This window comes from Helicobacteraceae bacterium (assembly GCA_031258155.1).
Classification (GTDB): domain Bacteria; phylum Campylobacterota; class Campylobacteria; order Campylobacterales; family SZUA-545; genus JAIRNH01.
In genome coordinates this window covers 17844-32059 of sequence record JAIRNH010000008.1, presented here as the reverse complement: position 1 = coordinate 32059, position 14216 = coordinate 17844, and the positions used below count along the sequence as shown (strand labels likewise).

The window sequence follows — 14216 nt, the reverse complement described above, 5'->3', positions numbered from 1 at the left end:
TTATCCCGATCGCCGTAATAAACGCTGACGCGCAACTCGTCAAAACCTTATTGAGAGATAATATCCCAGCCGTTCGCGGGGGTGAAAAACCCGTCGTCGATCGGCTTGTCGCGCTCGGGATCGCTTAGCATAATCTCCACAAAATTATCCAGATCGCCATAATAAACGCTGACGCGCAACTCGCCAAAACCTTATTGAGAGATAATATCCCAGCCGTTAGGTATCGCGGGGGTGAAAAACCCGTCGTCGATCGGCTTGTCGCGCTCGGGATCGCTTAGCATAATCTCCACAAAATTATCCAGATCGTCCGTATAGTAAACCTTTGTTATGTTCGCGCCTTCGTGTTCAATCGCGATCTTTTGATTTTTGATAATCGCTTCGCGTTTGCCTTCGCCTACCGCGTAACTTTGCCTCCACAGATCGATGATATTAAGCGCGATCTCGCTTGTAAACCGCGTCGCCTGCTCTAGATCGGGTTCAAGGATCAAAATCCGATCGCCCCTAGCCGTAACCGTCTTTTTTTGAGGTTTTACGTAGTCGTATCTAACCAAGTTGGGCTGTTTTAGCCAAACGGCGCCGCTAAAAGTAATCGTTTGGTTTTGCTCGTTCGTAACGCGCTGGATAAAACTCTGTTTAAGCGTGGTAAAATCAATGGGCGTTCGCGCGCAGAGCGCGGCGAAAGCGACGCAAAACGCGACTAATCCGCGTAGCATTTTGGCTCCTTCGGGTTTTTTTGTAAGCATATCAAAGGAGCGCCAAAGTTTTGCCCTTTGTTTTTCAACAAGCGATCGCCGCAATCGCGCGTTCGGCTTCGCGCCCGTTAATCTTGATTGGTAAAGTTCGCCCCCAAACCGCAAGGGCTGTATTAGCGCTCTTTTAATATAAGCGCTAAGTTGCTAAGCTAACTTTAGTCCTTTCTTATCAAGTTTTCTGTATAATTCGCGCAAAAATATGACGACGGGAGCAAACAATGTCAAAATACGCCTTTCAAACAGAGGTCAATCAACTGCTTGATCTGATGATTCACTCGCTATATTCCAACCGCGAGATTTTTCTGCGCGAGTTAATTAGCAACGCGAGCGACGCGCTGGATAAGCTCAAGTTTCTCACGGTTAGCGACGATAGCTTCAAAGAGATCGCTTTCGACCCAAAGATTCAAATCCGTTTCGACGCGGCGGATCGCAAGTGGCTGGAGATTAGCGACAACGGCATTGGTATGAACGAATCTGATTTAGTAGAATATTTAGGCACGATCGCCAAAAGCGGCGCAAAAAGTTTCGTCTCCAAACTAACGGGCGATCGCAAAAAAGACTCCAATCTGATCGGGCAGTTCGGCGTGGGTTTCTACTCGGCGTTTATGGTCGCGGAAACAATCGAAGTTACGACCAAAAAGGCTGGAGAGGATAAAGCGTATAGATGGACCAGCGACGGCAAGGGCGAATACGCGATCGAGGAGGCGGAGCGCGAAAGTTTCGGCGCCACGATCCGCCTAAATCTGAAAGAGGACGGCAAAGAGTTCGCCAACCGCTGGACGCTTGAAAGCGCGATCAAAAAATATTCCAATCATATTCCTTTTCCCATTTTCTTGGAATACGAACAAACCGAATACGACGACAAGGGCAAAGAAAAAGGCAAAACGCCCAAAAACGAGCAGATCGGAAGCGCGACGGCGCTATGGAAACGCCCGAAAAACTCCATCAAACCGGAGGAGTATCTGGAGTTTTACAAAACAATCAGCCACGACAGCGGCGAGACTATAGCGACAATCCACACGCAAGCCGAAGGCGCGCTGGAATATACGACGCTGTTTTTTATCCCCAAAAACGCGCCGTTCGATCTCTACAGAATGGACTACAGATCGGGCGTTAAGCTATACGTCAAGCGCGTGTTTATCACCGACGACGACAAAGAGCTTTTGCCCGTATATCTGCGTTTCGTGCGCGGCGTAATCGACAGCGAAGATCTGCCGCTTAACGTCAGCCGAGAGATTTTGCAACAAAACAAAATTTTAGCCAACATTAAAAGCGCGTCGGTCAAAAAGATTCTAAGCGAAATTAAAAAACTAAGCGAGGACAAAGAGAAATACGCCGAATTCCATAAAGAGTTTGGACGGTGCGTCAAAGAGGGGCTGTATAGCGATTACGCCAATCGAGACGAGCTTTTGGAGCTGGTTCGCTTCAAAACTACCAAAGACGACGGTTTAAGCGCTCTTTCGGAGTATAAAGAGCGAATGAAAGCCGATCAGAAGGCGATCTACTATATCGCGGGGTTAAGCGAATCGCTGCTTAGAAACTCGCCGCTTTTAGAGAGCTTCAAAGCCGAAGGGCTGGAAGTGTTGATTATGGACGACGAGATCGACGAGATTGTTATGTCGCAGATTAGCGAATACAAGGGAACGCCGCTTAAAGCAATCAACAAGTCGGGCGCGGAGGACGATCTGCCCAAAACGCGCGACGAGGAGACGATCAAAGCCGCCGAGCCGATCGCGCAAAAGGTCAAGAAAGCGCTCGGCGACGCGGTAAAAGAGGTCAAAATAAGCGCGAGATTAAGCGGATCGCCCGCCTGCTTAGTTTTGGACGAAAACGATCCGAGCGTTCAAATGCGGCAAATATTCAAAGCGATGGGCAATATACCGGAGCCGGATATTAAACCGATATTGGAACTGAACCCGTCGCACGAAATTGTCCTAAAGATCGGCGCAATCGAGGACGAGGCGCTAGTTGGCGACGTTAGCTTCTTAATTTTTGAGCAAGCGCAACTAATCGCCGGCATGACGCTAAAGGACCCCGCCGCGTTTGGGGCGCGTCTGTCAAGAATCTTGGCTAAGGCGATATAAACCGATCGCTTTCGATTGCGGCGCAACGCGAAAAACGGCTTTATCGGGCAAAAATCGCGAATTAGGGCGGCGCGAGATTGGCTTGCCAAAAAAACGGCGCGGCTGATCGTTTAGCCGACAGCTTAACGGCGCGAAAACTAAAACGCCAAGAGCGGATCGCGCAAAGAGAGTAAAAGACGATCTAGCGACGACCCGCTACGCTAACCGACGAGCAGAGGTTAGTTAGGGAGGCGTATTTAGGCGAAGCGGCGCAAACGGAGTTAAGAGCGGATCTAATCGCGTGGGAGTATGAAAACGGCGGGATTGACGCTACCGGCGGTTTAACGCCGCGAAAGACGCTAGAGATAGGCGACGTTATCCGAAACCGATAGTTTTAGCGAAACGGCAAACGGCGCTCGCTACGGTTACGATTTAGAAAAAACGGCGTTAAGTTTAGGTTTATCGTCGAGGAGCTTAACGACGGAGAAAAGTATTTAATTGCTTTAGCGATAGAAATCTACCAAAAACCAGAACGCCTAAAGCAACTCCTCCGCGTGGCGCCCGAAACTATACCGTCGAGCGCTCCAAAAAGCTAATAACCTACGCCAATCGACGCGTAACCTATTTTTGCGGCAAATATCGCGCGCGAGACGTTGATCCGTCGATTTACGCTAAAACGGGCGTTTGCTTTCTTTAACCGCGCCAAGCTAGACGCGGCTTACGGCGCGGGGTTGGAATGCGTTAGATGAATCCGATCGATCTCGCTTAAAAGCCGTTTAGCCAACTCGCCTTCGATCGGCTCGGCGCACGCGCTTATATCCTCCTTTAGTTGCGCCAAGCTAGACGCGCCCAAAATGGTAGAGGATACAAAAGGTCGGCTTACGACAAAAAACAGCGCCAAACGCGTCGGCGTTAAACCGTTTGACCGCGCTAAATCGGCATAGGCTCTCACGGCGCTTTGCACGGCGGGACGCTCGTAGCGCTCGCCGTAACCTCTATCCGCGAAAATCGTTATGCGTCCTTTTGCCTGCGGATTATCCAGATATTTCGCGCTTAAATGTCCGAACGCAAGCGGCGAATAGGCTAAAAGCCCCACCGACTCGCGCCAACACGCCTCGTCCAAGCCGTATTCAAACTTGCGATTCAACAGGTTGTAGGCGTTTTGCGTGGAGGCGATATAAGGCAGGTTGTTCGCTTTGGCGATTCGCGTAAACTCCATAACGCCCCACGGATGCTCGTTTGACACGCCGATCGCCCTGATTTTGCCCTCCTTAACAAGTTCGTCAAGCGCTTCTAGCTGCTCTTCGATCGGAGTCGTTTCGCGCTCGGCGGCGGGATCGAAACGCCATTGCCCAAACATCGGTTGATTGCGATCCGGCCAATGAATCTGATATAAATCGACATAATCGGTCTGTAGCCGTTTAAGCGAGCCTTCTAGCGCCGCGCGAATCTGTTCGCGATTTACGCGCAAGGGCTTGCCGCCGCGCAAATACTCCATTCCGCGCCCCGCGCCAGCGATTTTGGTCGCGATCGTTACGCTATCGCGCCGTTTGCGTCTGAGCCACCGCCCCACGATCTTTTCGGTTTCGTTAAAGGTTTTTTCGTCGGGCGGCACGGGATACATCTCCGCCGTATCGATAAAGTTTACGCCGTTTTGCGCGGCGTAATCAAGCTGGCTATGCGCGTCCGCCTCGTCGGTTTGAGAGGCAAAAGTCATCGTGCCAAGGCATACGTTGGGGACGATCAGATCGCTTGTCCCAAGCCTAAGCGTTTTAATCATATTCGAGCCTTTGTTTGATTTTTGCGATCATAACAAAACTTCGCGCGTCGCTTTAGGGAGCTTAAGTTCGATCTAATCCGCAAGGACGGCGGCGTTTCGCGAATAACATAGTCGCCGCTTTCGCGATCGGCGTTTCGCGTCAAAATTATCTTGACCAAACGCCGCGCGATTGCGCTGAAATAATCGGTTTTGGTTCGCGGCGCAACCGCTTGCGAGCGAGCGCATTAATTTGCGCGCCGATCGCGCCAGATACGCCGAAAGCGAGAGAGAGATGGATTGCCGCTTTCCTTCGCGATTGCGGGCGAAAACCGCTTTGAGCGGGTATGACGATCCGCGTTCCTAGCGTCGTTATCGCGCGCGCCGTTATTCCAGCGTCGGCAAAGAACGCGCGTTCGGTTGCGTCAAACGGACAATCGAGGCTGATTTTACGCGCCGCGTCCGACGAACCGCGCTCTTTTGCCGCGAAATACCTCGCGTTTTTCAACTCTTTAAGTATAGGTTATGTAAAAAGCGAGCTGAATATAGGACTAAGGAATAAATTATGTCTCTGCTCATCACGGAAGATTGCATCGCTTGCGACGCATGTATCGACGAATGCCCAAACGCCGCGATTGAAGAGGGCGATCCGATCTATGTTATCGATCCCGACGCCTGCACGGAATGCGTGGGACATTACGACGAGCCGGCTTGCGTGGCGGTTTGCCCCGTCGATTGCATAACGCCGGATCCGGATAATATAGAAAGCGCCGAAGAGCTTACGTTGAAATTTAATAACTCAAAAAAAGAAGAGTAGCGTGGCGCGCGTTACCGCCGTAATCGACGTCGGCTCCAATAGCGCGAGAATGGCGATTTTCGAGCGCACAAGCCGATACGGATTTCACCTGCTAAGAGAGGTCAAATCGCGCGTTAGGATCAGCGAGAACGCCTATAAAAACGGCGGAGTTTTGCAAAAGGCGGCGATAGAGCGCGCTAAAGGCGCCTTAAAAGAGTTTGCGCGGCTTGCGAAATCATACGGCGCGCGCAAAACGATAGTTATAGCGACCAGCGCGACGCGCGACGCGCCGAATCGGCTTGAGTTTTTGCGCGAAGCGCGCGAAGCGAGCGGCTTGCAGATTCGAGTTATCGACGGAAAAGAGGAGGCGCGGCTTGGCGGCGTAGCGGCGGCAAATCTACTGTCGGTAACGGATGGCGTTACGATCGATATTGGCGGCGGTTCGACCGAATTAGCGCTGATAAAAGGCGGCAAAATCGCCCAAACGATCTCTTTTAATATAGGAACGGTGCGGCTAAAAGAGCTGTTTTTTGACGAAAAGAGCGACGTTAAAAGCGCGATCCGCTTTGTTAAAGAGACAATCGCCGATCTGCCCTCCGAGTTTAAGAGCGATCTTATTATCGGCGTGGGCGGCACGATGCGCGCGCTTTCAAACGCTATTATCAAAGAGGAAAACTATCCTTTTGAAGCGTTGCACGGCTTTAGCTTTTCGCTGGATAACCGCGCCGATTTTTTCGATCGGATCGTAAAGAGCGATTTTGACGGCTTGAAAAATCTAGGGTTCAAGCAGGAACGTTTCGACGTGATCCGCGAGGGGACGCTGATCTTCAAACTCGCCGCCGAAGCGATCGACGCGAAAGAGACGATAACGAGCGGCGCCGGCGTGCGCGAGGGCGCGTTTTTAAACGACATGCTTCGATCAAGCGGAGGAAGGCTGCCAAACGGCGTAAAACCAAGTTTGATAAGCCTTTTAGATCGCTTTGGAGAGGACAAAAAGCAGTCCCGCTGGATCGCCGCTAACGCTCTTAAAATTTTTGAAACGTTGAAAAGCCTTCATAACCTGAGCGACAATTTTAAAGCGGCGCTGATCGAGGCGGCTAAACTTTCCGGCGCGGGAGCGGCGATCGATCCTTACCGCGCCGCCGAGCAGGAGAGCTTGTTAGCGCGAAACGGGCTCTCTTACGGCTTTTCTCATCGCGATCGGCTATTGATAGCCGCAATTTTGAAAACCGCGCAAAAAAAGGAGCTGTCCTCTTGGACGACGCCAAAAAATTATGAGAGGATACTGCCGGATACAAAAACGATCAGATGGCTCGCGCTAGTTTTGTTTATAGCGCGGACAATCAATCTCGCTATGGAGCGTCCTAAGATCGACTACTTATTAGATCGCTCTACGCTTTCGATCGCCGGCGCTTCGTATTTAAGCCGCGAGGCTTTTAGCCGTTTCAAGCCGCCGTTTGATCTCGCGATAAAGATTATCTAAAGATCAAAACTTCTGCCCCATAGTAAATTCAAAATTAGAGACGGTATCTTCGGGTTTATCGTCGATTGGCCACGCCCAGATAAACTGGAGCGGACCCATCGGCGAGATCCACTCTAGCGCCAGCCCGTAGCTGCTGCGCTTCATATCGAGATCGTCGACTCCGATCGCGCCGTAGTCGTAAAAAACGGCGAAGCGCATTTGAGATTCCTCTATAAGCGGCAGGCTTAACTCGACGGAGTTGTTAAACGCCATCGTCCCGCCGATATAGCGCGCGTCGCCGGCGCTATCTTTGGCTATTTTTCCGTTTTCGTATCTATACGGCGCGACGGAACCGCTTTGATAGCCGCGTATAGATCGCGTCCCGCCCAAAAACAGGCGCGATCCGATCGGATATTTCTTAATGTCGTTTATGTCCGCGTCCACATACTGAAAGCGGGCGCGATAACGAAGGATCAGATCGTAGTCTATTAGCTCCTGAAAGCCATAATAAAAGGCGAAGTTAGAGCTTGTTCTAGTATATGATTCGTCCTCTCCAAAACCCGCGAACTCCGCCGATTGAGAAAGCGCGACGCCGGATCGGGGAACAAAATAGTCGTCGGTATTGTCAAAGCCGACATACGGCGTCAAGGAGAGTTTTGTCGTTCTGCCGTTGACGTAAAAATCGTCGGGATCGTCGTATTCGTTTTTGTTGTTCGACGAGCTTCCCGTCAAACCGCCGTTCCAATAACGCCCAAACCGGCGGCTTGCCGTAACGCTCCCGCCTTGAGTGTCCCGCACATAAGTAGTAGCCTCGTAATGCGTGTCGTATATGCTGAAACTAAGCGAATACGCCGAATCTCGCACTCTTGGGTTTGCCAGCGATATTTCATACCTGCGGGAGCGTTTGGAGGTGTCGATCCCCAAAGAGTAGGCGTAACCGCTGCCAAATAGGTTGCGATCGTTGATCGAGGCGTTTATGATAAATCCGTCGTAGGAGCTATATCCGCCGCCGACCATCAGACTGCCCGTAGAGGTCTCTTTAACGACGGCGACTAGGTCCATCTCATCTTCGCTAACGCGCCGCTCCTCGATCTCGACGCTCTCAAAATATCCGAGCCTTCTTAGCGCCGATTTAGACTCTCTTAGATCGGTTAAGCTATAGAGATCGCCCGGCGCTAAATATATCTCTCTGCGCGCAACGCGATCAAGCGTCCTGCCGTTGCCGCTGATAATCACGTTGCGAATGCGAACCGGCTTGCCGAAAGTTACGCGAAAATCGATTGAAACCAAGCGATCGGCTTCGTCTTTTCGTATATCGGGCGAAACGCGGGCGAAGGCGTAGCCGTCTTGCGCCGCCTCTTCAAAAATCTTGTCTATATCCGATCGCATTTTTTCCGAGCTGAATCGGCGCCCTGTTTTCAGTTTAAGGTCCTCGATCATATAGGAAAAATCGACGCGGCGATCTACGGCAGTTATCGTTATTTTATCGACATTGTAAGGCTCTCCTTCGATTACGTCGTATTCCAGCGTCGCGAAATAGGTATCGAAATCGACCTCTAAAAACGGATCGCTTATCTCCGCGTCCAAGTAGCCGTTGGATAGGTAGAAATCCTTTAGTCTCGCGCCGTCGTAAGGCAGTTCCAACAATCGCAAAGCGCCGTTGCTACGACCGGGAAACCAGCCCATAAACTGCGCCTCTTTGTTGGCGAGCTTCTTTTGCAGATCGTTTTTGTCAAAGCTGTTCGCGCCGTTGAAACGGCTCTCTTTTATGGTAATCTGACTGCCCTTCGCGTATGTAACCTCAAGATAAACTTTATTTGCCTCGAAAGTCGGGACGACTTCGGCTAACGTATCGTAATAGCCTTCGCTCTGCGCCAGGATAACCAGCCGTTTTTTCGCGGCTTCGATTCGCCTTTCGTCGTATATTTCGCCCTTTTTGATTCCAAAAACGGGCATATACTTATCGTTGCGCTCCGTTTCGCTAACGCCTTTGAAATCGATACGAGCGATCACCGGTTTTTCTACAAACTTAAATCGTAAAACGCCGTTTGACGGCTCGTCAACGACAATATCCGTAAAATACTCCTGCGCGAAAAGTTTGCGGATCGCCTCGTTGATCGCTTTTTGGTTTATATCCTCGCCGGCGCTAAAGCCGATAATTTCCGTCGCCGTCTGCGGCGAAAGCCTCGCCAACGAATCAAAACGAATTTCTTGATATATTTTCGCCTGCGAAACAACTACAAAACAGATAAATAGGGCTATAGCGCGCATTGCAATCCATTTTTGGGCTAAAAGAGCGCGATTTTATCCAATGCGCGATTAGTTTCTTAGCGCCGCTAAAGATAGCTGACGTTTATTCTCGCCGTCGCCGCTTTCGAGCTAGGATTACGCGCTGGCGCGCAAACCAAAACGGACGAACGCTCTTTGGCTTTGCGCTGATTTTGCTCGCCAGAGAAGATCCGCGATCGGCAAAACTTGTTTTGATCCTCGCGCTTGGCGCGATCGCCTTTAGCGTCGTCGGATTGGCTTACGGTCGCCTTACGCCCGATTTTATAGGCGCGCTTATATCGACGATCAATCCGCTCGATCTGGCGTTTGCCTGTCTTTTGTGCGCTCTGCTCGTCTTTGCGCTGTTTGGTTTTGCAAACAAGAGTTCGGCTTTTGCTCCCGTCCTAGCCTAGTTTGGATAAAGCGCGTTCGCGCGTTTAGCTTTATAGCGACGCGGTTTTGCGGATCGGCTCTAGTCCGTCGCGGTTTTGGGTTACGTCGAATACCGCGCCAATATTGAAGCCGCTCAAGCGATCGCGAGCGGAGGCGAATGGAGGCTAAGCGCGGCGTTTGCGACAGGCGTTCGCGTCGGCGTTGTCGGAGAAAGCGCGCGCAAAGACTATATAAGCGCCTACGGACATCCGCTTGATACGACCCCGTTTTTGCGAAACGCGAACGGCGCGTTCATCGACGGCTTTACGACAAAAGCGGGCTACGCGATAAAAAACGAAAACGGCGATCTAGATTACGGGCGCAATGCGGTAAGCCTTGCCAACGCCGCGGGTTACGAAACCTTTTGGCTCTCTGCACAAACCTATACCGATTTCAAGCGTATCGTAGCGCGGCTGGCTTTTCAAACCTCTCGCTCAAACTTCTTTCGCCCGCGATCGCTGGAGTTTTTAAGCGACGATCTTAATCTGCGAACGGAGCTTGAATGGGCGCTTGCTCTTGATACAAACGGAAAGCCGAAACTGATCTTTTTGCGTATTATGGGTTAGCGCCCCAAAAGTTGCAAACGCCTGAGCGCTGGCGATTCGCGCTCCTTCGCTCTGCCTTACGGCGAGGATCATAACTGTTATCTTGCCGCGATTGAAAAACTCGATCGTTTTCTTAGCGGCGCGACCGAGCGGCTCAACGCGACGAGAGCGAAGCGCTCGCTTCTGTATTTCAGCGATCGCGGGCTATGCGTCATAACGAACGGGTAAAACAAGCCTACGAAGTTCCGCTTTTCGCGCAGCGATTTTAACGAGCGCGTTTTTATCAAACGGCGACTTAACGCCTCGCGTTTTATCGATCTTTTCGCCGTATGGATTGGCGCTCAAAGCGAAGGGATCGATCCGCGTTACTAGCTAACGGATTTTCCCGAAGAGTTCGATCCTATCGTAAGCGGAGGCAAGCTAGACGAGCTTGCGGACGATCCCGCGCTTTACTAGATGCTTGCTACAATCTCGCCTATGTAGGAGGCGCAATGCGGCAACTTGGAATCGTGGGCGTTGGGTTGATGGGCGGCTCTCTAGCGCTGGCTTCGCGCGAAAAGGGGCTGTTTGACCGTATCGTAGGGTGCGGCAGAAGCCGCGAAAATCTGCAAACCGCGCTCGATCTGCGTATTATCGATCGCGCCGCGACGTTTGACGAGGTTATAGAGCAAAGCGATCTGATCGCGCTCGCCGCGCCCGTTGAAACGCTTGTCGCGCTCGCGCCCAAACTTGTCGCCGCCAAATCCGACGCGGTTTTTGTCGATCTCGGCAGCACGAAAACGGCGATCATTCGGGCGATCGCGCCCTCGATCCGCGATCGTTTCGTGGCGGCGCACCCCATGTGCGGCACGGAATACAGCGGCGCGAAAGCCGCGTTTGGCTCGCTTTACAATGATCGTATCGTCGTTCTATGCGATACGGAAGCTAACGATAAAAAGGCGCTTGAAACGGTAGAGGGGCTGTTTAAGGCGATCGGAATGCGGATTGCGAAGATGAAAGCCGTCGAGCACGATCGCCACGCGGCGTTTATCAGTCATCTACCGCACGCCATTAGTTACGCGCTCGCCAATTCCGTCTTAAATCAAGAGGACAAGCAGAGCATTTTGGCGCTCGCCGCGGGCGGTTTTCGGGATATGAGCCGCCTAGCCAAAAGCTCCGCCTCGATGTGGATCGATATTTTCAAACAGAACAAACATTCGCTCTTATCGGCGATCGACGTTTTTGACGACGAGTTAAAAAAGGCGAAAAAGCTACTCGAAAACGAGGATTGGAGCGCGCTTGAAGAGTGGATAAAGTCGGCTAACGCGCTACACGAGATTTTCAAACCGACGTAACGCGAAATTAGATCAAGCGCGTATCGTATTCGCAAACGAAACCTAGTTTGCCGCGATCAAGCGGTTCAAACCGATCGTCGTATTTTTAAGGGCAAAAACGATTTAATGTTGCAGATTTAAATAAACGCCAAAGAAGACGCTATGAAAAGAACGATCGATTGGCTTAACAAAGAGGTTAAAGAGTGGACGCGCGAATCGCTTATAAGCGAGGAGAACGCGGCTAAAATCCTAGCGCGCTACCGTAGCGACGAGCCGCGCGTCAATTGGGCGACGGCGATTTTCGCCGCTTTTGGCGCGACGCTGATCGCGCTTGGGATCATTTCGCTTCTCGCGTTCAACTGGGAGGCGCTAACGCGCGGCGTTAAAGCCGTAATCGCGTTTTCGTTGCTATTTTCCGCGCAGGCTTTGGCGATCTACGCGAAGCTGAAAAAGCCGCAAATCGCGGCTTACGCCGAAGGATCGAGCCTATTTTTACTATTTGCTTTCACAGGCGCGCTGGCTATTATCGCGCAGACCTATCATCTAGGCGGCAGCTTAATAGATTTTACTAAAGTCGTAATCGCCCTTACGCTGCCTCTTATCTATATCTTCAACGCCAAAGGCGCAAGCGCGATCTTGTTTATAGCAATCGTTTCGCTTATATGCTTTGAAACTAACGCATACGAGTCGCAGATCGTCGGGTGGCTCTATTTTGTCGTTTGGGCGGCGTGGTATGTTTATAGGCTAGTCAAAAAACGCGATTCGCATATTACGCTGGCGTTTAATCTGCTTTTTATGTTTGGGGCGCTTGCGATTATGAACGCGGAATTAAGGTTTAATTACTCATACGACATGCTCTACCACGCGCTATTTTTTGGCTCTTTCTGGCTTGCGAGCGCGCTACTATATCCGCGCGAAACCAAGTTTTTTTCTCGTCCCGCCGAGGAGATCGCAAAGTTAGCGATCGCTCTTATGCTGCTTATCGGAAGCTCCGAAACAATATCGAATTTTTACCGGTTCGATAACTATGAGTCGCTCTCGACTTTTTATCTATTCTGCATGCCCTATTTTGCGCTATTTGGCTTTTTTGTCGTCAAATTGCGCGATCGCCTATGCGAGCTTATCGTGCCAATCGCGCCGTTTGTCTTTTATATCGTTCTTGTCGCCAATACGGGCGACGCCTCAAAATGGCTCTTTTCGCTTGCCTGCTTAGTTGGCGGCGCGTCGTTTATATACGGCGGGATAAGACGGCTAAATACTACGCTCGCCTATCAAGGAATCGTATGGCTTGCGGCGCTGTTTGCGATAAAGTTTTTTGATTCAGAGCTGGGTTTTATCGAAAAAGGGATCGGCTTTATTCTTGTCGGCGTAGCGTTTTTGGCGGCGAGCTTTTTCATCGGTCGCTATATTAAGGAAGCAAAATGAGAGCGTTTCTGGAGCGCAATCGCGTAAAAATCGTTTTATCGGCGCTGGGCGTTTGCTTAGCCGCGCAAGCTTTTGCCTGCGTCTATCAGATCGTTAGATATGAAAGCGCGCTTAGACTTGGCAAACTGATAACGCTTTTGACAATATCATACGATCCCTTCGATCCCATGCGCGGACGGTATATTAGGCTGAACGTCGGTAGCGCCGAGTTCGCAACCGACAAGCAGGTTTGCGCCAATCGGCGCCTCGGCGAGTTTTTTGTTACCTATAAAGCCGAGCCAGACGATCGCAATCTAAGCGTGATCGACGGGGTTTACGCAAGCGAGCCGCAAACGGAGCTTGCCTACCTAAAAGTCAAAGGCGTCTGCTTTCCCTATGATTATAAAACCGTCGTTCGTCTCGATTACAGTTTCGATCGCTTCTATATGCAAGAGGATCAAGCCAAAGCGGTCGATCGCGATCCCAACCTGCTGACGAGCAACAACGACGCGAGAGTGGTTATCCGCGCGCTAAACGGCGTCGGTCTCGTAGAAAATGTAATGATTGGCTCACAAACGCTACAAGAGTATTTACGCGAAAACAAAGAAGCCGACGACGATAACCGCCTTTTCTAGTTCGCCAACGAAGGATTTTGATAGAAGAGATCAAACGCGCCCTTTTTGCGCGGGCGCGTTTGATAGGTTTATGAACGCGCCTTTATAGCTCGTAGTAGCCTTTGAGGGCGGCGCGATCTTTTACCGTAAAGACGCGGCGGTTTTCTTCCACGACTTTTTCGCTTTTGAGCTTGCCCAGTATCCTCGAAAGCGTTTCAGGCTGGATGTTGAGCATATAAGCGACGTCTTGTTTTTTATACGTCTTGAAATCTTCCGGTTTTTTGTCGATCGTGTAAGCGACTTTCGCGACGCTGTCATAAACCATATCTCGCGTGATAATGTTTTGCAACAGCGAAAGCCTCTCGGCAAACAGCTGGAAGAAAAGCTTGGCGATATTTGGTCGCTCGATACATAGATTGTCTATCTGCTCTCTTTCAAGGTAAGCCACAAGCGATACGCCGATGCTTTCAACGTTGCTAAAAAACTGGCTCAACGTCTTATGCGAAAACGGCGTGTATAGCGTTATAAGACCGCTATTGATTTGTCTAAATAGGAAAATCTCGTTGTGGAAACGATTAACCTTGTAAGACTTGACGCTGCCGCTAACAAGAAAATACACCCGATCCATCGCGGCGTTTTCGTAGAAAAGTATCTCGCCGTCCTGCAACTGCTTGGTTTTTAAAACTTGGAAAAGGCAACTTTTATCCGAATCCTCTAACGATGAAAAAAGCCCGCTGGCTTCAATGGCTTCAATATCCGACATTTCGTAACTCTCCGTTCTTTTAATAAATGTGAAATTATATCACGTTAA

Annotated in this window: 12 protein-coding genes; 8 read left to right on the top strand and 4 right to left on the bottom strand. The window is 50.7% G+C overall.

Going from position 1 to position 14216, the window contains the following annotated elements; all coding sequences use genetic code 11:
• Window positions 1–191: 191 nt before the first annotated feature.
• Window positions 192–713 (bottom strand): outer-membrane lipoprotein carrier protein LolA, encoded by a 522-nt coding sequence (locus LBF86_01280; protein ID MDR0664141.1) that lies wholly within the window; start codon window positions 711–713, stop codon window positions 192–194.
• Between the two features lie 257 nt (window positions 714–970).
• On the opposite strand from LBF86_01280, the gene htpG reads away from it, so the two are divergent.
• Window positions 971–2836: a molecular chaperone HtpG gene (gene htpG / locus LBF86_01275; GenBank protein ID MDR0664140.1), complete on the top strand. Its 1866-nt coding sequence runs from the start codon at window positions 971–973 to the stop codon at window positions 2834–2836.
• A gap of 697 nt (window positions 2837–3533) precedes the next feature.
• Here the strand turns inward: htpG and LBF86_01270 are convergent.
• A complete protein-coding gene (locus LBF86_01270) occupies window positions 3534–4532 on the bottom strand; it encodes an aldo/keto reductase (GenBank protein ID MDR0664139.1) in 999 nt (332 codons plus the stop codon).
• Between the two features lie 604 nt (window positions 4533–5136).
• On the opposite strand from LBF86_01270, the gene LBF86_01265 reads away from it, so the two are divergent.
• Entirely contained in the window at window positions 5137–5388 is a 252-nt protein-coding gene (locus LBF86_01265; protein MDR0664138.1) for a YfhL family 4Fe-4S dicluster ferredoxin, read from the top strand.
• Window position 5389: 1 nt separating this feature from the next.
• Entirely contained in the window at window positions 5390–6850 is a 1461-nt protein-coding gene (locus LBF86_01260; protein MDR0664137.1) for a Ppx/GppA family phosphatase, read from the top strand.
• A 3-nt stretch (window positions 6851–6853) separates the two neighbouring features.
• Here the strand turns inward: LBF86_01260 and bamA are convergent, their stop codons facing one another.
• The gene (gene bamA / locus LBF86_01255; GenBank protein MDR0664136.1) at window positions 6854–9100 is read right to left on the bottom strand and encodes an outer membrane protein assembly factor BamA; all 2247 of its coding nucleotides are present in this window, start codon (window positions 9098–9100) and stop codon (window positions 6854–6856) included.
• Here bamA and LBF86_01250 point away from each other — a divergent pair.
• The 5 genes from LBF86_01250 (at window position 9100) to LBF86_01230 (ending at window position 13426) form a co-directional block, all read left to right on the top strand.
• On the top strand, window positions 9100–9510 hold the full coding sequence (locus LBF86_01250) for a hypothetical protein (GenBank protein ID MDR0664135.1): 411 nt from the start codon (window positions 9100–9102) through the stop codon (window positions 9508–9510). The genes bamA and LBF86_01250 overlap by 1 nt on opposite strands.
• Before the next feature lie 75 nt (window positions 9511–9585).
• Complete coding sequence (locus tag LBF86_01245; protein MDR0664134.1) at window positions 9586–10095, top strand: hypothetical protein; 510 nt, start codon at window positions 9586–9588, stop codon at window positions 10093–10095.
• 470 nt (window positions 10096–10565) lie between these two features.
• Window positions 10566–11408 (top strand): prephenate dehydrogenase, encoded by an 843-nt coding sequence (locus LBF86_01240; GenBank protein MDR0664133.1) that lies wholly within the window; start codon window positions 10566–10568, stop codon window positions 11406–11408.
• A gap of 141 nt (window positions 11409–11549) precedes the next feature.
• A complete protein-coding gene (locus LBF86_01235) occupies window positions 11550–12812 on the top strand; it encodes a DUF2157 domain-containing protein (protein MDR0664132.1) in 1263 nt (420 codons plus the stop codon).
• Entirely contained in the window at window positions 12809–13426 is a 618-nt protein-coding gene (locus tag LBF86_01230; protein MDR0664131.1) for a GDYXXLXY domain-containing protein, read from the top strand. Before LBF86_01235 ends, LBF86_01230 begins: the two co-directional genes overlap by 4 nt.
• Window positions 13427–13508: 82 nt before the next feature.
• Here LBF86_01230 and LBF86_01225 read toward each other — a convergent pair whose 3' ends face one another.
• On the bottom strand, window positions 13509–14168 hold the full coding sequence (locus LBF86_01225; GenBank protein ID MDR0664130.1) for a Crp/Fnr family transcriptional regulator: 660 nt from the start codon (window positions 14166–14168) through the stop codon (window positions 13509–13511).
• Window positions 14169–14216 lie beyond the last annotated feature (48 nt).